Annotated in this window: 20 protein-coding genes, 1 tRNA gene and 1 other RNA gene; 14 read left to right on the forward strand and 8 right to left on the reverse strand. The window is 61.5% G+C overall.

Annotation, left to right across the window (positions count from 1 at the left end; translation table 11 throughout):
* Positions 1–3: 3 nt before the first annotated feature.
* On the reverse strand, positions 4–675 hold the full coding sequence (locus AOT96_RS12495) for a response regulator transcription factor (protein ID WP_007731581.1): 672 nt from the start codon (positions 673–675) through the stop codon (positions 4–6).
* 134 nt (positions 676–809) lie between these two features.
* Between AOT96_RS12495 and AOT96_RS12500 the strand changes: the two genes are divergently transcribed.
* The gene (locus AOT96_RS12500) at positions 810–1,118 is read left to right on the forward strand and encodes a DUF6191 domain-containing protein (RefSeq protein ID WP_007731580.1); all 309 of its coding nucleotides are present in this window, start codon (positions 810–812) and stop codon (positions 1,116–1,118) included.
* Positions 1,119–1,179: 61 nt separating this feature from the next.
* Here AOT96_RS12500 and AOT96_RS12505 read toward each other — a convergent pair whose 3' ends face one another.
* The 4 genes from AOT96_RS12505 to AOT96_RS12520 all read right to left on the reverse strand — a co-directional run bounded on the left by AOT96_RS12505 (position 1,180) and on the right by AOT96_RS12520 (position 4,065).
* The gene (locus AOT96_RS12505) at positions 1,180–1,998 is read right to left on the reverse strand and encodes a pentapeptide repeat-containing protein (protein WP_065351811.1); all 819 of its coding nucleotides are present in this window, start codon (positions 1,996–1,998) and stop codon (positions 1,180–1,182) included.
* A 56-nt stretch (positions 1,999–2,054) separates the two neighbouring features.
* Positions 2,055–2,327, reverse strand: coding sequence for a hypothetical protein (locus tag AOT96_RS12510; RefSeq protein WP_054800548.1), 273 nt, complete (start codon positions 2,325–2,327; stop codon positions 2,055–2,057).
* Between the two features lie 26 nt (positions 2,328–2,353).
* Positions 2,354–3,619 carry a Fic family protein gene (locus AOT96_RS12515; RefSeq protein ID WP_064073547.1) on the reverse strand — a complete coding sequence of 422 codons (1,266 nt, stop codon included), beginning with the start codon at positions 3,617–3,619 and terminating at the stop codon, positions 2,354–2,356.
* A gap of 358 nt (positions 3,620–3,977) precedes the next feature.
* A tRNA-Ser gene (locus AOT96_RS12520) sits at positions 3,978–4,065 on the reverse strand.
* Between the two features lie 136 nt (positions 4,066–4,201).
* Here AOT96_RS12520 and ffs point away from each other — a divergent pair.
* The 4 genes from ffs to AOT96_RS12540 all read left to right on the forward strand — a co-directional run bounded on the left by ffs (position 4,202) and on the right by AOT96_RS12540 (position 7,689).
* Positions 4,202–4,301, forward strand: an RNA gene (ffs, locus tag AOT96_RS12525) — signal recognition particle sRNA small type.
* 41 nt (positions 4,302–4,342) lie between these two features.
* Positions 4,343–5,635 (forward strand): aminotransferase class I/II-fold pyridoxal phosphate-dependent enzyme, encoded by a 1,293-nt coding sequence (locus AOT96_RS12530; RefSeq protein WP_003943985.1) that lies wholly within the window; start codon positions 4,343–4,345, stop codon positions 5,633–5,635.
* 98 nt (positions 5,636–5,733) lie between these two features.
* Positions 5,734–7,089, forward strand: a complete 1,356-nt coding sequence (locus tag AOT96_RS12535) for a glycosyltransferase 87 family protein (RefSeq protein WP_064073546.1) — start codon at positions 5,734–5,736, stop codon at positions 7,087–7,089.
* A gap of 18 nt (positions 7,090–7,107) precedes the next feature.
* Positions 7,108–7,689: an HhH-GPD-type base excision DNA repair protein gene (locus AOT96_RS12540; protein WP_003943868.1), complete on the forward strand. Its 582-nt coding sequence runs from the start codon at positions 7,108–7,110 to the stop codon at positions 7,687–7,689.
* 7 nt (positions 7,690–7,696) lie between these two features.
* Here the strand turns inward: AOT96_RS12540 and AOT96_RS12545 are convergent, their stop codons facing one another.
* Positions 7,697–8,605: a LysR family transcriptional regulator gene (locus AOT96_RS12545; protein WP_003943906.1), complete on the reverse strand. Its 909-nt coding sequence runs from the start codon at positions 8,603–8,605 to the stop codon at positions 7,697–7,699.
* A 101-nt stretch (positions 8,606–8,706) separates the two neighbouring features.
* On the opposite strand from AOT96_RS12545, the gene AOT96_RS12550 reads away from it, so the two are divergent.
* Positions 8,707–9,753 (forward strand): YeiH family protein, encoded by a 1,047-nt coding sequence (locus tag AOT96_RS12550; RefSeq protein WP_081305321.1) that lies wholly within the window; start codon positions 8,707–8,709, stop codon positions 9,751–9,753.
* Here the strand turns inward: AOT96_RS12550 and AOT96_RS12555 are convergent.
* Positions 9,746–10,750 (reverse strand): AraC family transcriptional regulator, encoded by a 1,005-nt coding sequence (locus tag AOT96_RS12555; RefSeq protein WP_007731570.1) that lies wholly within the window; start codon positions 10,748–10,750, stop codon positions 9,746–9,748. The genes AOT96_RS12550 and AOT96_RS12555 overlap by 8 nt on opposite strands.
* Before the next feature lie 200 nt (positions 10,751–10,950).
* On the opposite strand from AOT96_RS12555, the gene AOT96_RS12560 reads away from it, so the two are divergent.
* From AOT96_RS12560 to AOT96_RS12590, 7 genes are all read left to right on the forward strand, one after another.
* A complete protein-coding gene (locus tag AOT96_RS12560; protein ID WP_058227143.1) occupies positions 10,951–11,925 on the forward strand; it encodes a quinone oxidoreductase family protein in 975 nt (324 codons plus the stop codon).
* A 30-nt stretch (positions 11,926–11,955) separates the two neighbouring features.
* Positions 11,956–12,855, forward strand: coding sequence for a TauD/TfdA dioxygenase family protein (locus AOT96_RS12565; protein ID WP_007731564.1), 900 nt, complete (start codon positions 11,956–11,958; stop codon positions 12,853–12,855).
* A gap of 52 nt (positions 12,856–12,907) precedes the next feature.
* Positions 12,908–13,960, forward strand: coding sequence for a 3-keto-5-aminohexanoate cleavage protein (locus tag AOT96_RS12570; RefSeq protein ID WP_003943988.1), 1,053 nt, complete (start codon positions 12,908–12,910; stop codon positions 13,958–13,960).
* Between the two features lie 97 nt (positions 13,961–14,057).
* A complete protein-coding gene (locus AOT96_RS12575) occupies positions 14,058–15,419 on the forward strand; it encodes an MFS transporter (RefSeq protein WP_030535728.1) in 1,362 nt (453 codons plus the stop codon).
* The gene (locus AOT96_RS12580) at positions 15,419–16,042 is read left to right on the forward strand and encodes an RBBP9/YdeN family alpha/beta hydrolase (RefSeq protein ID WP_065352836.1); all 624 of its coding nucleotides are present in this window, start codon (positions 15,419–15,421) and stop codon (positions 16,040–16,042) included. The genes AOT96_RS12575 and AOT96_RS12580 overlap by 1 nt, the downstream gene beginning before the upstream one ends.
* Positions 16,035–17,624, forward strand: coding sequence for a long-chain-fatty-acid--CoA ligase (locus tag AOT96_RS12585; RefSeq protein WP_065351812.1), 1,590 nt, complete (start codon positions 16,035–16,037; stop codon positions 17,622–17,624). The genes AOT96_RS12580 and AOT96_RS12585 overlap by 8 nt, the downstream gene beginning before the upstream one ends.
* A gap of 8 nt (positions 17,625–17,632) precedes the next feature.
* Positions 17,633–18,004 (forward strand): carboxymuconolactone decarboxylase family protein, encoded by a 372-nt coding sequence (locus AOT96_RS12590; RefSeq protein WP_003943892.1) that lies wholly within the window; start codon positions 17,633–17,635, stop codon positions 18,002–18,004.
* A gap of 6 nt (positions 18,005–18,010) precedes the next feature.
* On the opposite strand, the gene AOT96_RS12595 is transcribed toward AOT96_RS12590, so the two are convergent.
* Positions 18,011–19,324: an ammonium transporter gene (locus AOT96_RS12595; RefSeq protein ID WP_003943791.1), complete on the reverse strand. Its 1,314-nt coding sequence runs from the start codon at positions 19,322–19,324 to the stop codon at positions 18,011–18,013.
* Positions 19,325–19,486: 162 nt separating this feature from the next.
* Between AOT96_RS12595 and AOT96_RS12600 the strand changes: the two genes are divergently transcribed.
* The gene (locus AOT96_RS12600; RefSeq protein WP_064073540.1) at positions 19,487–21,700 is read left to right on the forward strand and encodes a DNA polymerase III subunit gamma and tau; all 2,214 of its coding nucleotides are present in this window, start codon (positions 19,487–19,489) and stop codon (positions 21,698–21,700) included.
* The last annotated feature ends 61 nt before the right edge of the window (positions 21,701–21,761 follow it).

The following is a 21,761-nucleotide window of genomic DNA, read 5'->3' on the forward strand; positions in this document are numbered from 1 at the left end:
ACTTCAGTCGACCGGGCCGAAGCGGTATCCGAATCCCCTGATGGTTTTGATGTACTTCGGTTTCGCGGGATCGGATTCGAGTTTGGACCGCAGGCTGAGAATGGTTGCATCGACTACACGCGTCCTTTCGTGGTCGGAACCCCACACGTTTCGGATCAGGTGATCACGTGAGTACACGCGCCCAGGCTCGGTCGACAGCTCCAGGAGCACCCGCCATTCTGTTCGGCTGAGGACCAGCAGCTTTCCGCCCATCGTCGCCGTCATCGCACGTCGATCGAGGAGCAGGTCACCGTGACGTTGGTGTTTGCCGGGGGCGGGATGTGCGGTTTCACGAAGGATTGCGGTGACCCGAAGATCGAGCGCGTGAGAATCGATCGGGTTCAGCACAAAGTCCGAGACAGCGCGATGTGGTGCTTCGTCGATGTCCTCGTAGGTATCCACCAGCATCATGATCGGCATCGAACTGCGCAAGCGGATCTGCCGTGCGATCTCGTAGCCGTCGATGTCCGGCAACAGGAGATCGATCACGGCGATATCGAAACTGTCGGTGTCCAGGTCATCGAGTAGGCGGCGCCCGGTGCGGACGAGCTGTATCTGGTGCCCGAAATGTATTAATTCGGTACCGAGTGTCTGGGCAAGCTCCGAACGGTCGGTAGCTGCAAGTATCAAGCTCATGTGAAATCCTCCCCCCGAAGGTGTTACTAGTCGTAACAGCTTGCATTCTGGCAGATCATCGACCGCGGGACCAGACATAGGGCGGCCGATCGGAAGTCGAGGGGACCGGGGGCGTTCGTCGCTAGACTTCTTTCATGGGCACTCTGTTCGCGTTGACGCTGCCAGGCTTGCTCGTGCTGCTGGTCCTGTTCGCTTTCGCCGAGACTCTCTGGAACCGGCTCACCGGCGGCCGGGCACTGCCGTGGACTCGGGGACGTACGACTCGTCCGGTCTCGGCCGCGGGCTTCGAAGAGGTTGCTGCCCTGTTTCAGGGGTCCAAGCATCATGAATTCGAACAGCGTCAGAGCGCATTGATGCATCGTGAGGACGGAACGGACGGTGACCCGCCGTGGGTGTCTGTCGATCCGGAAGCTAACAAGGTCGTTCTCCGTCGACGGAGTTGACAGTCGTCAACAGTCGACGGAGTTGACAGTCGCCGACAGTCGACGGAGTTGACAGTCGGGTTCAGGCCCAGTGGCCGGGGCGGGTCAGTGAATCGGGCAGCGTGGTAGCCGAATCGCCGATCGCCGCGTTGATCTGGAACTGAGTGAGAAAGATACTGCCGCGGAGTTTTGTGCCGCGAATGTCGGTGCCGCGTAAGTCTGCACCGATCAGATCGGCTCGATCGAGTTCGCAGTCGCGGAGGTCTGCACCGATCAGGTAACTCCCGCGAAAGTTGGCCCCACGTAGATCGGAACCACGAAATTTGGCGCCGATGAGGTCTGCGCCGCGGTGGTCGAGTTTTCGGCCCTTCTTGGTTGAGATCGGTGAGCGCACAAGGTTACTCGTCTGCAAGAGCAGTGTGTTGACTGCCGCTCGGTGTGCTGAGACGTCGACGGCTCGAATCTGCGAAGGTGTGCCGTTGGTCAGGCTTTCCGTCTCCGCGAGTGCAGCGTCGAGTTCCTTTCGTATCGAGTGGGTTTGCTTCAGCGAGCGGGCTTCGGCGAGATACCAGAGCAGTTCGTGCAACTGGCGTATGACAGGGAAGGTTTCGAACATGTCCGACGCGGTCTCCGGGGCATCACGCCAGCTGACGCCGTCGTAGGTCTGCTGTGAAACCTTCTGTCCCGCACCGAAACAGTCGTAGACGGTGCAACCGGTGAAGCCCTTCTTTCGCAATCCGGTGTGAATGCCGCAACGGAAATCCTGCTGCAGGTTCTTGCAGGGGTCGCCGGCATTCTTGTTGGTCGCGAAGTCGGAGGACTTGGAAAAGGGGAGTGCGACGCAGCACAGACCGAAGCAACTGCTGCAATCTGCGAGCAGATTGGTCTGGCCGGCAATCACGCGTACTCCCGATGGTTGGGTTGGACGGAAAGTCTGTCCTCGGGTTTGTGAGTCTGTCAAACGAAATTGCGTGGTTCGGCAGCAAGAAGTCCAGCGGTTCCGAGGTCGTATCCCGCGCAAATTGCGGGGTACCAATCCGGCAGACGTGATTCTGGACCACGCTCGTGAAGTAGGTCGAAAATCGGGTGGACGGCCCAGCTCGCTGCAACCAATCGCCGTGCGGTACCCGGCGGCAGAACCAGTGCGCCGACGAAGACCACAAATGTTGCGGCCTCTGCACTCCATTCGCGAGTGGGAATGGAAACGTCGATCGTGCGCCCAATCGCCACCTAGCCCATCTGCGACCTGGCGAAAATCACTCCCCATCCAGATCGAGGAGCGATACCCCCCGTGCCGTGAGCCGGAAGCGCAGCGGTCTCTTCGTAACCGTCTCAATGATCCCGGCATCGTCCAGGCGCTGAAGTCGCGGGCGGGCGAACTGGCTGGATCGACCCACCACCTCGACCAGGGTGTTCAACTTGATGGCGCGGTTCGCCTCGAAGCAGTGGGTCTGACCCAGGGTGAACAGGACTGCGCCGATGTGGTTGCTATCAACCGGCGGCGTCGACTCGCGATCGAGTCCCAAGTTCAGCGGAAATTCCTCATCCTCCACCAGAACGCGGATACGCGCCTCGAGTGTGTCGATCTTATGCCGCCTCTCGGAGAGGTCGAGCAGCAGTCGATGTTGCGCCTCGGCGATGATCTCCAGCATATCGATCAGGTAGGGCGTCAGATCTCCGCGGTTCAATGGATTCTCCGCGTCAGAGAATGCTTTGTAGTAACGATCCTTGTTGTCGGCGACGGTCGCCGACAATGCCAGGCTCGCATACGGAGCCAACACCTGTCGAAGGTCCAGCGCGAGAAGGTAGCGTCCGGTTCGGCCGTTGCCGTCGTAGAACGGGTGCGTGTACTCGAAGATGAAGTGCGCGACCACTGCCCTGATCAGTCGTGGAATCGAGTCGTCGCCCCCCTGGCTCAGCATGAGGGTCAGCGCGTCGTCGATCGCTGACTCGGGTACCACACCGGTGTGCACGACCTTGATTCCTGACGTGATCGATACTGGCCCTTGCCGGAACCGCTTCCCATCGGGGGCGTCCTCGTCGCGAATCTCGCCCCGAGTTACCGCGTCGTAGACGTCTCGGATGTCGTCGAGCGTCTGCGGACTCTCGGCCTGGTCGTTGCCGATATTGAGATAGAGCCGCGCCATCTCGGCGAACCGCTTGTTCGCGAGGGGTTGCTCCGCCCACACCATCTCGATTGCCTCGCTGATCTCCTTCCGGGTTGAGCGGACCTGTTCGATCTCGTTCGTTGCCTGGATCTCGTCGATCACCATGCGATGCAGGTAGTGGGTGCGCGCGAGGGCCGGCAGCCCGTTCCACTCAGCCCGGATCTTCGGCTCGAAGCTCATGATCCGTTCGATCAGCGCTGCGACTTCGGGTGTCATCAGTGCGAACGTCGAGTGTTCGCCGATCAGTAGGTCCCAGTGGACGGCGGCGGGAGAATCGCGTCGCGCTCGCTCCTCAGCATCGGCACCAGCACGATCTCGTTGGTGAAAGATCGATTTCAACGTCCTGTACGCCATCTGGTCTCTCCCTGTATCCACGCTATATTGCCGCCTTGCTTTCCATGCCTATCTTATCCAGAATGGGATCTGGATAAATAAGACTTGCGGCGCGGGTGTCATTTCATGACCAACGCGGGCTGCAGGAGCAGATGTGGCCATAGCTTCCCGAATCGGGTTCGGGCCATCGGCGGGCCACTCGAAATCACGCAGCAGCATTCCGATTCGGCGCGCTGCGGGATCGAAACCACCACGAGTCGGCAGACCGTCTGAGCTCGCAGAACATCGAGCTGAACCGAGGCCCTGTTGCATTACTCGTTGCATGAGGACAGAAAAGAACCCCTGTGAACCGCTTCTCGGCAGTTCACAGGGGTTCCTTTGGCGGAGGATAGGGGATTTGAACCCCTGAGGGCGTTAACCCAACCCGCGTTCCAGGCGAGCGCCATAGGCCACTAGGCGAATCCTCCGTGGAGCAGCATACCCAATTGCGGGCGCGAAGCGTTAAACGGGTACCTGACCTGCGAAGAACCGGTGGAACTCGAGGTTTGCATCTCGGCCCCGGTAGGTGGTGTGCAGCGGCCGGAGAAAGCCGTCTACACTGTTCATTGGATCCCGCGCGGCGCGCATCCTGTGAACTCCCCCAGGGCCGGAAGGCAGCAAGGGTCAACGGGCTCTGCCGGGTGCGCGGGGTCCTCTATTTTTTCACATACCCGACCCCGCCTCGTCGGTGAAAGGCCGCTCCGGATGCCTATCCAAACCCAGATCGGGTTGATGAGCCATGAAGAACTCACCTCCGAGCATGAGAGCCAGAGCGCGAAGTACACGCAGCTCCAGGCGCAGAAGCTCGCACTCGATCTGACCCGCGGTAAGCCTTCCCCGGAACAACTCGACCTTTCCGCAGAGCTGCTGACGCTGCCCGGCGACGGTGATTTCCGTGACGGAAGCGGCACCGACTGCCGTAACTACGGCGGACTCACCGGTCTGCCGGAACTGCGCGCCATCTTCGGCGAGCTGCTGGGTATCCCCGTTGCGAACCTTCTCGCCGGAAACAACGCGAGCCTCGAGATCATGCACGACAACGTCGTGTTCTCACTGCTTCATGGCACACCGGATTCGGCCCGGCCGTGGGCACAGGAAGAGAAGATCAAGTTTCTCTGCCCGGCACCGGGCTACGACCGCCACTTCGCGATCACCGAGTCCCTCGGCATCGAGATGATCGCGGTGCCGATGAACCACGACGGCCCGGATGTCGTCAAGATCGCCGAACTTGTTGCGTCAGATCCGCAGATCAAGGGCATGTGGGCGGTTCCGGTTTACGCGAACCCCACCGGTGCCGTGTACTCCGAAGAAATTGTCCGTACGCTCGCGTCGATGCCGACGGCCGCGCCCGACTTCCGCCTGTACTGGGACAACGCGTACGCCGTACATCCGCTTGTCGGCGAGACTGCGCCTTCCTACGACATTCTCTCGATGGCAGCCGAGGCCGGACACCCCAACCGTCCGCTCGTGTTCGCGTCGACGTCCAAGATCACTTTCGCCGGCGCTGGTGTGAGCTTCTTCGGTAGCTCGGCGGAAAACCTTGCCTGGTACCAGAAGTTCCTGGGCAAGAAGAGCATCGGACCGGACAAGGTCAATCAGCTTCGCCACCTGCGTTTCTTCGGCAATGCCGACGGCGTTCGTGCGCACATGGAGAAGCATCGCGCGTTCCTCGCGCCCAAGTTCGAGCTCGTACTGCGGATCCTCGAGGATCGTCTCGGTGCATCGAAGGTCGCGTCTTGGACCGAGCCGAAGGGCGGATACTTCATCAGCCTCGACGTGGTCGACGGCACGGCCAAGCGGGTCATCGAACTGGCGAAGAACGCGGGTATCGCGCTCACCGCTGCCGGGTCGGCTTTCCCGTACAGCACGGATCCGGATGACCGGAACATCCGGTTGGCCCCGAGCTTCCCGTCCAAGGCTGAACTCGAAGTTGCCATGGACGGCGTGGCTACGTGTGTTCTGCTCGCAGCTACCGAATCGCGTCTCTCCGAGATCTGAGTTCTCGAAGCGGCGTGCCCGGTCGGTACTTTTCGGTCTTGTCTTGTACCGTTCGGAGCATCAATTCCCGACATAGGGTGTAAATCCCGGAGGTTGTAGTGACGGGCGCGATCAACGCTTCGGATGGGCCTTCTTTCGAGGCGCACACCGCGAAATCAGAGTCGGTCATCGAAGCTGACATACCGCGACGCACCCTCCGTGTCGGTGTTCTCGGATTCTCTGTACTCGGTGTTCTGGCAGTCGCGTCCGTGCTGATGGTTCTTTTCGCCGTGCCGATGAATACGCGGTACTGGGGGATCTTCGAAAATTTCCTCGATCTCGACGTCTACCGCCACGGCGGCAGCGTTGTGGTTCAGGGCCTTCCGTTGTACGACGGGCCAGTCCTGGACGGAATGATGTTCACGTACACCCCGTTTGCGGCTTTGCTGTTCACGGTGTGGGCGGTGCTCTCGTTCAAACAGGCGATTGTTGTGTGGACGGGTTTGAACATCGCTGCGTTGTTCGCAGTGATCTTGTTGTGCTGGAAGTACCTCGGTTATCGGCTCGACGTGAAGGCGTACGCCGTGAGTGCGTTGGCGACGACGATCTTTCTGTTCATGGAACCGATACGTACGACGCTCTGGCTCGGGCAGATCAACATCTTCCTGCTGCTCTTGATCGTGTGGGACCTCGGTCGGGACGAGAAGAGTCGGCTCCGAGGAATCGGGGCAGGCATCGCCGCCGGCGTGAAGCTCACTCCGGCCTTCTTCTGGGCGTACCTCTTCATCACTCGTCAATGGCGTGCGTTGGTGACGGCCGTCGTGACGTTCGCTGCGACCGTTGCGATCGGCTTCGTCGTGATCTACAACGATGCGTACAAGTACTGGACCGGCACTCTTGTCGACAGCGAACGCGTCGGACCGACGGATGCTCCGAGCAACCAGTCCGTGTCCGGTCTGATCGCTCAGCTCACTCACACTCCGACGCCGTCGCGGGTCCTGGTCCTAGTCTTCAGTGCGCTGGCGGTATGCCTCGGACTCGGTGCCGCGTGGATTGCTCACCGGCACGGCCAGAAATTGCTCGGCCTCACCATGACGGGGTTGACTGCGACCACTGTCTCGCCGTTCTCGTGGGGCCATCACTGGGTGTGGTTCGTCCCGCTGGTCGTCCTCGCCGCGCACTACGCGATGGTGTCGAAGAAGCGCTGGGCGTGGGTGGCGCCGTTCGTTTTCCTGCTCCCGGTCTTGAACTGGTCTCACACCTGGTGGGACCCGTCGGTCATTCCGGGTACGGATCGCTTCATCGGAATGGGCCTGTTCATGTTCGTGCCGCCCGAGTATCTGCGGATTCCGACCGTCGGCGTCTACCTCTGGGTCTTCACGCTTGCCGCGGTCTCGACGGTGGTTCTGTTCGGCTGGAAGAAGTGGAAGATTCCGGCCCCGGATGCGTCGGCGCCGGTCACAACTGCCGCCTGACGTGGCAGTATCGGACTCATGGCACTTCAACTGAACCTTGTCGGTGACCCCGAAGCTGATGCTCTCCTCGCCGAGGACCCGTTGGCGTTGTTGATCGGAATGCTTCTCGATCAACAGGTTCCGATGGAAACGGCCTTCCTCGGTCCGAAGAAGCTGGCGGATCGGCTCAGCGGTATCGACGTCAGGCGTATCGCCGACATGGACACCGACGAGTTCATCGCCGTCTGTGCCGAGCCTCCGGCTGTGCACCGATTCCCCAAGTCGATGGGCGAGCGTATCCAGCTCATGTGCCAGTTCATCGTCGAGAACTACGACGGCGACACCGCGGCGATCTGGACTTCGGGAAATCCCGACGGCAAGGAAGTGCTGAAGCGGCTCAAAGCCCTACCCGGTTACGGGGATCAGAAAGCCCGGATCTTCCTGGCGTTGCTCGGAAAACAGATCGGCGTCGAGCCGAAAGGTTGGCGCCAAGCGGCCGGCGACTACGGGCTCGAAGGTTCGAGGCGCTCGATTGCAGACGTGGTCGACGAACAGTCTTTGCTCGAGGTCCGCGAGTTCAAGAAGGCCGCAAAGGCAGCAGCGAAGGCCGACAAGAAGTAAGCCGCTTTCAGGATTTCCGGGACCCGCTCGCACGCACTACTTTCATCAGGTCTCCTGCGGGACCCTCGAGCTGACGCGGGGGACGCCACACTGCGCGCAGGGATCGGTCGAGTTCCAAGCCTTCGACGGCTACCACCCGAAGTTCTCCCTGCTTCACCTGGTCCTCGACGGCCAGCGTGCTCAGTACCGCCGGGCCGACGCCACCGAGCACGCTGGTTCGAATCGCGGCCGAACTACCCAGTTCCAACAACGGTGCACCGCGCTCGTATTCGTGTAACGCCAGGTCGAGAGTCGTTCTGGTTCCCGATCCGGGCTCGCGCACCAGCAGCGGCGTCGCTGCCAGTTCGGCGACGGTCAGCGGCTTTCGTCGACGCGCCCATGGATGATCCGGATGAACGACCACGACCAGCGAGTCACGCGCGACGGTGACGCTGGACAGGCTCTTCGGAACGGTCGGTGACTCGACGAATCCGAGGTCGCACATTCCCACCTCGACAGCCTCGAGGACGCGGGTCGAGTTGTAGACCTGAAGGTGGACGGTGACACCAGGATGTAGTGACCGAAAGATACCGAGCCAGGCCGGAATCAGATGTTCGGCGACGGTCATGCTGGCACACACGGTCAATTCCGCGGATCGTTCGGTCCGCATCCCTTCGGCGACGTCGAGAAGCTGCCTCGAGTTGGCGAGGACGCGGCGCGCCCAGTGGACGATGACGGTCCCCTGCGGAGTCAAAGTCGCCCCCGTCGACCTTCGGTGTATGAGTGGCATCCCGAGCTGCCGCTCGAGGGCTTTGACGGCGCGGCTGGCATTCGGCTGCGCAATGTTTGCTGAACGGCTTGCCGCACTGAGACTTCCGTGATCATCGATGCCGATGAGTAGCTCGAGAGTGGTGAGGTCGGGCCACCGTCTGGTCATGCAAACAGGCTATACCGAACTTCACGTTCATATCGATTTGATATGCCGTGATGGTAGAAATCGCCCTACCGGAGCGATGGTGGCTCAAGGACGCTGGATGAGTGAACCGTGATGTGAAGTCCGTGGCCGAGAAACCCGCAGTCGCACCTTCGTCAGAAGTACGACGGTGGTCCAGTGTGGCTGCATTGGTGCCCGGAGTTGCGTTGTGCGCCTTGGGGGCCACGGTCGCGCTGATAGCCGGTCAGTTCACCTCCGCCGTGAGTCCGTTGCTGATTGCGATCGTGGCGGGTGCGGTGTTGGCGAATACCGTCTCTTTGCCGGCGAAATTCCAACCTGGCCTGGCATTCTCGGCGAAACGGCTACTTCGGGTGGGTATCGCTCTGCTCGGGCTGCAATTGATATTCTCCGACATCGTCGGTTTGGGCTGGGGAGTGATCGCCGTAGTGGTGGCGATTGTGTTCCTCGGTATCGCCGGGACCATGTATGCCGGAAAACTTCTCGGATTGAGTTGGTCGCAGAGAATTCTGATTGCCTGCGGCTTCTCGATCTGTGGCGCTGCCGCCGTGGCTGCTGCGGACGGTGTGGTGAATGCGCGAGAGGAAGAGTTGCTCACCGCTGTTGCGTTGGTGGTGATCTTCGGAACTCTGATGATTCCGACAATCCCACTGTTGGCCAACGCTTTCGGTATGAACGAGGTCGGTGCAGGCATGTGGGCCGGTGGGTCGATCCACGAAGTGGCGCAAGTGGTGGCTGCCGGCAGCGCTCTCGGCGCCACCGCGTTGGGTGTCGCGACCGTGGTGAAACTTGCGCGCGTGTTGATGTTGGCGCCGGTCATGGCATTTCTGAGTATCCGGCAACGCAGGATGGTCGACAGCACTGCCGCCAAGCGTCCCCCGCTGATTCCGTTGTTCGTCGTGGCATTCATCGGCTGCATGGGCTTGCGCTCCACGGGCATCTTGCCGGATGAGCTTCTGGGGCTGGCGAAGACGGTGCAGACGGCGCTGTTGGCGGCCGCGATGTTCGCACTCGGGCTGGGGGTGCGGTTGAGCGTCATTCGTGGAGTTGGCGCCCGGCCATTCGTGCTGGCCGCGATTTCCACTGTGTGGGTGGCAACGATCGCCTACGTCGGAGTCGTGCTGGTCAGCTGATCGAGCGCTGAGTCCGCCACGCGCTCGGGCTCATCGAGAACTGAGTGCGAAACCAGCGCGAGAAACTACCCTGCGTCGAAAACCCGAGGTGCACAGCCACTTCGGTCAACGAATAGCGAGGGTTGGAGACAAATCGTTCCGCGAGGGAGCTTCGAACCGAATTGAGAACGGCCGTGAACGTATCTCCGGATTCGGCGAGATGACGGTGCAGTGTCCGCCGGTCGAATCCGAGACTGCGTGCCACCTGCTCGACAGAGCAGCGGCCGGTCGGAAGCAGAACTTCGATCAATTCCTTGGTGCGGCTGAGGGTATCGGAGGTTTCCGAGGCGGGAAGCGAGTCGAGGAACTGGCGAGCGTACGGCCGGAGTAACTCGTCGGAAAGTTGGTTAGCCGCATCCAGGTCGGCGGCGAAGAAAACGATACCGGTGAACTCGTGATCGAATTCCACCGTCTCGCCGAGGATTCGCCGATGCGTGCTCGTGTCTTTCGGGGCATTGTGCGTGAATCCCACGCTGACCGGTTGCCATCGAGAACCCAGGAAACTCCGCAGGATCTGCAGTGTCGCGCCGACTGCGAGTTCGACGCTCTGTCTGGTGTCGACCGGTTCGCCGACCTCGAGCGAGATTCGCAGGGTGGCGAGTCCGTTGACCTCGTTCAATCGAATGCGTAATGACTCGTTGTACGTGTGCTCGTATCGCATCAATACGTCGAGTGCGCTCCTGACGTCTGGCTCTTCCCTGATGACCAAGCTGAGGGGGCCGAGATTGGACAGTCGACGCAGGCCGGCGAGTAGAAGCCCGAAGTCTTCGTGTCCGGACTCCGCTGCCGATCGCTCCAGGAGCGATGCGATGGAGGCGGCCGGTACCCATTGGTCGGGGTTCGCCAGGCTTGCCGGGCTCAGGCCGACACTTCTCATGAGGGCCACAGCGTCCACGTCCACTGTTCGGCACAGGTCGACGTATCGGTTCAGTGACGCGTAGCGGGCGAGTGGCTTCATAGGTCCCCCTTTACTCGATGTCCCGAAATGTTGTGTTGTGTGTCTCGTCAAGTTAAGCATGTGAGCCGGATCTCACATAGTTTTGTCCACATCAGTTCGGCACGACCACGAAGCCGAGCACCGACTTCTGGAAGTTGTTGCGTGCGAATACTGCTCGACCGTAATCGAGTCGAGCCCGCCCACAGAATTGGAGAGCAATGATGGCAAACGCCATTCGGTTCCACGAGATCGGCACACCGTCCGTCATGCGTTGGGAAGAGATCGAGGTAGGACGACCGGGCGCCGGAGAGGTTCGGGTTCGTCATGAAGCGGTGGGGTTGAACTTCGCCGACACCTACTTTCGAAGTGGCCTCTATCCTGCGCAATTGCCTGCCGGGATGGGCGTCGAGGGCGCGGGTGTGGTCGAAGAGATCGGCGAGGGAGTAGTCGATTTTGCAGTGGGGGACCGTGTGACCTACACCGGCAGTCCGCTGGGTGCGTACGCCACCGAGCGGATCATGGCGTCGTCCGACCTGATCGCGCTACCCGACGGCATCGCCTTCGACACCGCGGCCGCCATGACCATGCGAGGACTGACTGCCGCCTACCTTCTACGTCGCATCTACCCATTGAAAGCGGGAGACACCGTGTTGCTACATGCTGCGGCGGGCGGGGTTGGACTGATCTTCACCCAGTGGGCAAAACTGTTGGGAATCAATGTGATCGGAACGGTGTCGAGCGACGAGAAGGCGAGCGTTGCCCGAGCTCACGGTTGCGATGAAGTCGTCATCTACACCCGCGAGGACGTCGTCGCGCGTGTCAAGGAGATCACCGGGGGCGTCGGCGTGCCGGTTGTCTACGACAGTATCGGGCAATCCACGTTCGACATCTCTCTCGATTGCCTTGCCAGGCGGGGGCTGCTGGTGTGCTTCGGAACGGCGTCCGGACCGACTCCGCCGATTCAGGCAATGCAGTTGGCAGTCAAGGGATCACTCTTCCTCACACGTCCGGCTCTCGCCGATTACATCGCGGATCCCGAAGAACGTGCCGAACTGGCGGGCGAACTGTTCTCACACGTCGAGTCCGGGCGAATCAAGATCGAGATCAACCAGCGGTACCCCCTCGAAGATGCGGTGCGTGCGCACCACGACATGGAGTCCGGTCGCAGTATCGGTTCCTCCGTCTTCTCCGTCTGAACCGAAACAGCACTTCCCAGAGGAATTGTCATGACCAACACCGCAACGCTCACAGAAAACCTTCCCTCGTCGAGGAATACGATCCGCGTCGAGAAATTGACCTGTTCGATCGGGGCAGAGTTGTCCGGGGTGGATCTCGGCGAGGTCGCGCGAGATGATGCACTCTTCGCCGAAATCAAGGCATTGTTGCTCGAACACAAGGTTCTGTTCTTTCGCGACCAGACCTTCTCCAAAGCCGAGCACGTAGAACTTGCCCAGCGATTCGGTGAACTCGAGGATCATCCGGCTCTGGGCAGCGACCCCGACCACCCGGGCCTGGTCCGCATCTACAAGGATCTGGACAGCCCGCCGGAGCATTTCGAGAATGCATATCACTGCGACGCCACCTGGCGCGTTAACCCGCCCATGGGATGTGTATTGCGTTGTGTGGAAACACCTCCTGTCGGCGGCGACACGATTTGGGTGAACATGGCACTCGCCTACGAGAATCTGCCGGCGCGGGTCAAGGAGCAGATCAAGGATCTGCGTGCCAGGCACAGTATCGAGTCGACCTTCGGCGCTCGGATGCCGATCGAACAGCGGCACCAGCTGAAGGAACGCTTTCCCGACGCCGAACATCCCGTGGTACGAACACATCCGGAGACCGGCGAGAAGATTCTCTTCGTCAATTCGTTCGCCACACACCTCGTGAACTATCACACGCCCGAGAACGTCCGCTATGGAATCGATTACGCCCCCGGCGCCGGGAATCTGCTCACTTACCTGGCGAGCCAGGCTCAGATTCCCGAGTACCAGGTTCGGTGGCGTTGGACCGAAAACAGCGTCGCGATCTGGGACAACCGTTCGACACAGCATTACGCGGTGCAGGACTACTGGCCCGCGGTTCGAAAGATGGAGCGCGCCGGAATCATCGGCGACGCACCGTTCTGATCTCTCTTCCCAGCCCCGAAGATAAATTCATTCACTCGATCGGAGTCACGCTATGCATTTCCACGACGATTCACTGTTCCCCGAAACCCAGGACAAGCTTGTCATCACCGTTGCTCCCTACGGACCGGAGTGGGAGCCGGACGATTTTGCAGAAGACCTCCCTCTGTCGATGGACGAGCACGTCCAGCAAGCCGTCGACTGTTTCAACGCCGGTGCCACAGTTCTCCACATCCACGTGCGTGAACTCGACGGCAAGGGCTCGAAGCGTCTGTCGAAGTTCAACGAGCTTCTCGGTCGCTTGCGTGAGGCCGTTCCCGAGATGATTCTGCAGGTCGGCGGGTCGATTTCGTTTGCCCCGGAGGGGGAAGGTGCCGATGCGAAGTGGTTGTCCGACGACGTGCGTCACATGCTGGCGGAATTGGAGCCGGCTCCCGATCAGGTGACGATCGCGATCAACACCAGCCAGATGAACATCATGGAACTGATGACCGACGACGACATCGCGGGTACGTCGATGCAGCGTCCGGAATTGGCCGATACGTATCGGGAAATGACTGTGCCCGCCGGTCCGGAGTGGGTGGCAGAGCACCTGCGCCGGTTGCAGGCCGCTGGAATCCAGCCGCATTTCCAGTTGTCCAGTATTCCGCAGCTCGAAACGGTGGAGCGGTTGATCCGACGCGGCATCTACACGGGTCCGGTCAACCTCACGTGGGTCGCAATCGGCGGCGGCTTCGACGGCCCCAACCCGTACAACATGATGAACTTCGTCCAGCGTGTTCCCGACGGTGCGTGCCTGACGCTGGAAACGCTGATGCGTAGCGTCCTGCCGGTGAACACGATGGCCATCGCGATGGGCTTGCACGCTCGTTGCGGCAACGAGGACACCATCTGGGGCCGCAAGGGCGAGAAGATGACGTCGGTGCAGCAGATCGAGCAGTTGGTGCGCATTGCAGGCGAATTGGGCCGCGAGGTGGCTACCGCGAAGGAAGCTCGGGACATCTACCGGATCGGCGAGACGTATGCCGACACCGACGAGACGTTGGCGAAGCTGGGTTACGCGCCCAACCGCCGTATCGGCCAGCTGGGATTCACGCAGCACGCCTGAGTTCACACCCTCTCGTACAACAGTTCCGGGGGTACGAACCGCGACGGTTCGTACCCCCGAATCCCCCCGTCTACCTCGAGTACTTCCTAGGAGAGTCATGGGACTGCAAGCTCCCGCCACGCCACGTGTGGACACCGCGCTCGGAATCGGCGGACGACGAAAGTTATACCCGTGGATCGTTTTCGCCCTGGCTTTCGGTCTTCTGCTCTCGGACTACATGTCGAGGCAGGTGCTCAGTGCAGTCTTCCCGATCCTGAAAGCGGACTGGGATCTCTCCGATTCGCACCTCGCCTCCCTGAGCAGCGTGGTGGCATTGATGGTCGGGCTGTTGACGTTCCCGTTGTCGCTGCTCGCGGACCGCTGGGGCCGCGTCAAGAGCTTGATCTTGATGGCGGTGTTGTGGAGTGTCGCGACGTTGCTGTGCGCAATCGCTCAGACCTACGAACAGATGTTGGGCGCCCGGTTCCTGGTCGGTGTCGGTGAAGCGGCGTACGGCAGCGTGGGTATCGCCGTGGTCCTCAGTGTGTTTGCGCCCCGCGTGCACGCAGCTCTTGCCGGTGCCTTCATGGCCGGTGGATCGTTCGGTTCGGTCATCGGTGTGGCAATCGGTGGGTTCATCGCAGTCCAGTTCAGTTGGCGGTGGTCTTTTGCCGCCATGGCGATCTTCGGTCTGATTCTGGTCGCGCTCTTCCGTGCCCTCGTCACCGAGAAGAAGCTCACCGCTTACGCCGTCGAGGCCGCGCCGGATGCCGCCGGGGAAGCGGTGAGACACGACGGTTTTCGTGCGCCGGTGTCCTCGCTGTTCACCAATCCCGCCGTGTTGTTCGCCTACATCGGTGGTGGTCTCCAGATGTTCACCGCCGCTGTACTTCTGGCGTGGTTGCCGAGCTTCTTCAATCGTTACTACGATTTGGCCCCGGACAAGGCCGGCGTCACGGCTTCCGTGTTCGTCCTCCTGGTCGGAAGCGGGATGGTGGTCTGCGGTTTCATCACAGATAGATTCAGCCGCGACGATTCGGCGCGAAAATGGACCACCGCCATTGTCTACTGCGCCATCTCGTTGGTGACGCTGAGCGTCGGGCTCCGGTTGGGCACGGGGACAGCACAACTCGTGTTGCTCGGTATCGGTGCATTCTTCTCCGCCGGTTCGTCGGGGCCGACGGCAGCGATGGTCGCGAACCTTACCCATCACTCGATTCGAGCGTCGGCCATGGGAACGCTCACCGTCGCCAACAACCTTCTCGGGCTGGCGCTCGGTCCCTTCGTTGTCGGCATCCTCGCCGATCACCTGGGTCTTCTCGGCGCTCTACAGCTTTCGCCCTTCGTCTATGTCGTCGCGGCCCTCGCGTTGGTAGCCGGCAAGCGTGCCTATCCCGCCGGGATGAGGCGGCTGGCGACGTTGCAGAATCGGCCCGAGATCCTCGGCGCCACTGAAGTAACAGACGTTCGGAGCTCATGATGAATGAATCAACTACGGTAGTAATGGTTCCCGGTCTGCGGGATCATGTCGAAGATCATTGGCAGACTCACCTCGCGCGCAGGCTCGACAACGTTCTGACGGTTCCTCCCCTCGAGACCGACAAGCTCAGCCGCGATGCGCGGGTTGCGGCATTGAACGAGGTGCTGACAAGTGTCTGCGGGCCGGTGGTCCTGGTCGGGCACAGCGCCGGAGTCATGACAGTTGCTCACTGGGCGAGGGCGAATCATCGAGAGGTTGCGGGCGCACTTCTGGTCACGCCGGCGGATCTCGAACTTCCGCTGCCCGAGTCTTATCCGTCTCTCGAAGATCTCGACCGACACGGGTGGCTACCGATACCGCGTCAGCGTCTGCCGTTTCCGAGCACGGTCGCGGCGAGTCGGAACGATCCGCTGGCCGGGTATCGCCGAGTTGTGGGTTTGGCTGAAGGATGGGGGAGTCGGTTGCTGGATCTGGGCGAGGTCGGACACCTCAATCCGGCGTCCGGATACGGGTATTGGCCGCGGGCGGAGTCGTTGGTGCGGGAACTGCTCGAGTCGGTGTCGCGCGCTGCCTCGTCTCATGCCACGGATTCCGATGCGCAGGAGGAACACAGTCGTGCTTGATCTTGCTGCTCTGCTGGAAGACTCGGCCCGGCGGTACCCGGAACGGGATGCGCTGGTTCTCGGGGAAGCGAGGCTGACGTATGCGCAGTTCGACGCCTACGCGAATCGCATCGCCCATCTGCTCGTCTCGCGGGGTGTCGAGCCAGGTGACAAGGTGGCGTTGTCCTGCCCGAACGTTCTCGAGTTCCCGATCGTCTACTACGGCATTCTCAAGGCCGGCGGCGTCGTCGTTCCTCTGAACATTCTGCTCAAAGGGCGCGAAATCGCCTATCACCTGGCTGATTCGGAAGCAAAGCTGTACTTCTGTTTCGAGGGAAGTCCCGAATTGCCGATCGCTGAGTACGCCATCGCCGGGTTCGAGCAGAGCGAGACCTGTTCGGCCCTGATCGTGATCAGCGCCGAGTCGGGTGCACCGTCGTCGATCCTCGGAGTCGAGACTCTAGGCGAAGCACTGGCATCCGTGTCCGGCACGGAAACGCCTGCAGTCGCGGTTGTTCGTGAACCGACGGACACCGCGGTCATTCTCTACACCAGCGGCACGACCGGAAAGCCCAAGGGTGCCGAACTCACTCACTGCAACATGGTCTTGAATGCACTGTCGACCAACCGGTTGTTCGAGAGCGTTCCGTCCATGCATGAGCGTTATCTCCTGACTTTGCCGTTGTTCCACTCGTTCGGCCAGACAGTGACCATGAATGCGGGAATCTGCGTCGGTGCCACCTTGGTGTTGATGCCGCGCTTCGATGCGACCGCGGCACTCGAGATCATGGAACGCGAAAAGATCTCGGTCTTCGCGGGCGTCCCGACCATGTATTGGGGACTGCTCGGCGTGCTGGAGGAGGTAGTGAAATCCGGGGTGGATATCGAGACCGTTGCACAGAACATGCGGTGCGCGATCTCCGGTGGCGCAGCGCTTCCCGTGGAAATATTGACACAGTTCAGGGAACGCTTCGGTGTTCAGATCCTCGAAGGGTACGGGTTGTCCGAGACCTCTCCGCTGGCCTTGTTCAGTGACCCGGAGAGCGACCCCCGGCCCGGTTCGATCGGCGTGCCGATCTGGGGCGTCGAAGCGCGGCTTGTCGACGACTCTTGGCACACGATCGCCGGCCCCGATGAAGTGGGAGAGTTGGCCATTCGCGGGCACAACGTCATGAAGGGCTATTTCAACCGACCAGAGGCGACGGCGGAAGTCATGTGCGACGGATGGTTTCGCACCGGGGATTTGGCACGGGTCGATACCGACGGAAATTACTACATCGTCGATCGCGCGAAGGACATGATCGTGCGGGGCGGATTCAACGTCTACCCACGCGAAATCGAAGAGGTTCTGCTCACTCACCCAGCCGTCTCACTCGTCGCCGTCGTCGGGGTGCCGGACACGAGCCTCGGCGAAGAAGTTGTCGCGTTCGTGATCCGAGAGCCGAGTGAAGAGATCTCCGAATCGGATCTCGTGGAATGGTCGCGGGAACAGATGGCCGCCTACAAATATCCGCGTCGCATCGAGTTCGTGCCGTCGCTGCCGATGACGGCAACCGGAAAGATTCTCAAACGTGAACTGAATCAAGCATTTTCGATGGTCTGAGGAGATCGATGACTGACGTTCGAGCAAATGAAGCATTTCCCGTCACCCAGGCCATGAAGGATTCGGGTGGCTGGAATCCGTTGTGGGACGGACTTTCGGAGCTGGATCCCGAGTGGACCGAGCTGTACATGAAGACAGCGATGCAGCCCTGGAACAGCGGGGTGCTGTCACCTCAGGTGATCCAGTTGCTGTGCATAGCCGTCGATGCGGCGAGCACACACATGTACGCACCCGGCGTACGACGCCATATTCGCGCCGCGCTCGACATGGGAGTGACCCCGAAGGAGATTCTCGAGGTGCTGAAACTGACCACCGTCGTCGGAATTCATTCCTGCAATGTCGGCGTTCCGATCCTGATGGAGGAAATAGCAAACCGGTGAGGGCGGTCAGTCCCGCTCGCGGTTCTCCCGTTCCTCCCGCTGACGCTGGAGGAACGGGCTCGGGTTCTGTCCGCCGATCGGACCGTGGCCGAGGACTCCGTGCTCGTAGGCCGACTCCGCGTGCAGGGCAACGTCGATTCCGCGGGCCTCGTCTTCACGCGAAATGCGGAAGCCGAAGGTCTTGTCGATGAGCTTTCCGAGACCGTAGGTCACACCGAAGGCATAGAGCGCGACCACGACGACGCCGACGAACTGCTTGCCCAACTGCGCGAATCCACCGCCGAAGAACAAACCTTCCGGACCGCCCGTCATCACGGCCGTCGCGAGGAGTCCGATCAGCAACGAGCCGACGATTCCACCGACGAGGTGCACGCCGACGACGTCGAGGGAGTCGTCGTAGCCGAGCTTGTGCTTCCATCCCACGGCGTACGAGCAGACGATGCCGGCGATCAGACCGATGACGAGCGCACCGAACATGTTCACCGTTCCGCACGACGGGGTGATCGCGACCAGACCGGCGACGACGCCCGAAGCTGCGCCGAACGTCGTGGGGTGTCCGTCACGATTCTGCTCGACGAACAGCCAGCCGAGTAGTCCGGTGCAACCGGCGACGAGTGTGTTGAGGAAGATCTGCGAGGCCATACCGTCGGCCGCAAGGGCCGAGCCGGCGTTGAATCCGAACCAACCGAACCAGAGCAGGCCTACGCCGAGCAGGACGAACGGCAGATTGTGCGGACGCATCGACTCGGCCTTGAAACCCATCCGCTGGCCGAGGACCAGTGCCAATGCCAGACCCGACGCTCCGGACACGATTTCGACCACGAGGCCACCGGCGTAGTCGAGTGCGCCCATCTGGGCGAGCCATCCCTGCGGATTCCACACCCAGTGAGCGACGGGGACATAGACGAGCAAGGACCAGATGGGGACGAAGATCATCCAGGCGGAGAACTTCGCGCGGTCGGCGATCGCACCACTGATGAGTGCTGCAGTAAGGATTGCGAACGTCAATTGGAAGGTTGCGAACAACACTTCCGGGACATTCCCGTGCACGGTCGACGGGTCGATGCCCGCCATGCCGATGTGTTCGAGTCCGCCGATGATGCCACCGTGATCGTCGCCGAACACGAGGCTGTAGCCCACGAACAACCACGCGACCGTGACGAGTGCGATGGAGACGAAACTCATCATGATCATGTTGAGTACGCCCGTCGAGCGGACCATGCCGCCGTAGAACAGTGCGAGTCCTGGCGTCATCAGAAGTACGAGTGCAGTACTGACGAGCAACCAGGCAGTCGCTCCGGCATCGATGGTGGCGGGCACAGTTTTCTCCTCACGCACGCGGACCAGCCCGCGTGCACGGAACCCACGATGAGTGCGTGCGGTTTCCTCCGCACTGCGATTGTGTTGCGAACATGTTTCGGGAGAAGTCGGCGTTGCACCCGCACCGGACCACCTGTCGTGGGTCGCCGGTAGTCTTTGCGCGTGGCCCTGTACCGGAAGTATCGACCCGCGTCCTTCGCCGAGGTGGTGGGGCAGGAGCATGTCACCGCACCGCTCAGCACGGCCCTCGACACCGGACGCATCAACCATGCCTACCTGTTTTCCGGCCCGCGCGGCTGCGGAAAGACGTCGTCGGCGCGAATCCTGGCGCGTTCGCTGAACTGTGAGCAGGGACCGACGTCGACGCCGTGCAACGTGTGCGACTCGTGCGTTTCGCTGGGCCCGGGCGGCACAGGCAACCTGGATGTGACGGAACTCGACGCCGCAAGTCACGGTGGCGTCGACGACACCCGAGAACTCCGGGACAAGGCGTTCCACGCACCCGCTGCTTCTCGCTACCGCGTCTTCATCATCGACGAGGCACACATGGTGACGGCGGCGGGTTTCAATGCGCTGCTCAAGATCGTCGAAGAGCCGCCGGAACACCTCATCTTCATCTTTGCGACGACGGAACCGGAAAAGGTTCTCCCGACCATCCGTTCGCGTACACACCATTACCCGTTCCGCCTGTTGGCGCCGTCGACCATGCGCGGACTCCTGGAAAAGATCTGCGCCCAGGAGGGCGTACCGGTCGAGCCTGCGGTGTATCCACTGGTCATCAAGGCCGGCGGCGGTTCCCCTCGTGACTCGTTGAGTGTCCTCGATCAGCTGCTCGCGGGCGCAGGAGAAGAAGGTGTCACGTATCCGCGCGCGCTCTCTCTTCTCGGAGTCACCGACGTCGCGCTCATCGACGAAGCAGTAGACGCCCTGTCTGCCAGTGACGGGGCCGCGTTGTTCGGCACTGTCGATCGCGTGATGGACGCCGGTCACGATCCACGCCGATTCGCGCTCGATCTTCTCGAGCGCCTGCGTGATCTCATCTTGATGCAGGCTGTTTCCGACGCCAGCGAACGAGGATTGGTCGACGCTCCGGAAGCGGAGCTGGTCACGATGCGTGAGCAGATTCAACGAGTCGGCCCGGCCACGCTCACCCGCTTCGCCGAGACTGTCCATGCCGGACTCAGCGAAATGCGTGGTGCGACGGCGCCGCGGCTGCTGCTCGAAGTGATGTGCGCGCGAATGCTGCTGCCGTCGGCCTCCGACACCGAGTCAGCTGTATTGCAGCGGCTGGAGCGCCTGGAACAAGGTATTCCGGCTGCCGGAGTCGCGGCTGCTCCTCGCGCGGCAGCAACGCCGGCACCCACCGTGCCGCCGCTCGAACCGGAGATTGCTTCCAAGTTCCAACGGCCCTCTCAACGCAAGGCCGAGCCTGAGGCACGGCCGGAACCAGCCGCGCCTGCTCCAGCTGCGGCGCCGCCGGTTGTGGAGGCTCCTGTCGTCGAACCTCCGGTAGCGGCAGTTCCCGTCGTCGAGACTCCCACTGTCGAGATCGTGGAACCGCCGGTTGCCGAAGCTCCGGTGGTTGAAGCTCCGGTTGCCGAAGCTCCAATAGTTGAAGCTCCTGTGGTTGAACCACCGGTTACTGCTTCTGTCGAGGCGGAAGAGCTGATCGGGCTTGCCGAGCCGGAACCCGACTACGAGCCCGAGCCCGAGTTCGACGAGCCGGCGGTTGCCGAAGCTGCGCCGGTCTCGGCAGGCCCCACAGTCGAGACTCTCCGTGAATCGTGGAACACCTTGCGCAACAAGGTCGGTGAACGAAACAAGGTTCTTCCGGCCATGCTGTCCGCTGCGACGGTTCACGACGTGCGTGGACATGTCGTTGTCATCGCTCACGGCTCACCGGTCCTGGGTGCTCGTGTGACGCAACCGCACAACGCGGCGGTCATTTGCGAGGTCCTTGCCGAAATGTTCGGTGGCACTTGGCAAGTCGAGTATCAAGAAGGTGCGCCTACAGCGCCGACAGTATCGAGCGCAACCAAGGCGACAGAAGCTCCGAGCCGCCCTGCCGCTGCGCCCCGCTTCTCGCGGCCCAGTCAGGAGCGCGCAGCGCAGCAGCCCAAGGCCCCGCAGCCCCAGCGCGGCGATTCGGACGACATTCCGCCGCCCGAGGCCCCCGACTATCCGGAAGACCCTGGACCGGCCCCTGCTCCTGAGGTCGACTACGAGGCAACTCCTCCGCCTGCAACGCCGGAGGACGAGGACGAGATGTTTGCGGAGGCGGCGGAGCCCGCTGATCCGACTGCCAGACGTGATCCCGAAGATGTTGCAAAGGAACTCCTCAAGGACGTCCTCGGAGCTCGCCGCCTCGAAAGCTGAGTTGCCGAGTCGGTCCGTGTGCGTGAAACAGCTGTCGGAATCCAGCTGCACCACTGTGTGA

The sequence above is a fragment of the Rhodococcus sp. 008 genome (genome assembly GCF_001682295.1).
Classification (GTDB): domain Bacteria; phylum Actinomycetota; class Actinomycetes; order Mycobacteriales; family Mycobacteriaceae; genus Rhodococcus_F; species Rhodococcus_F qingshengii.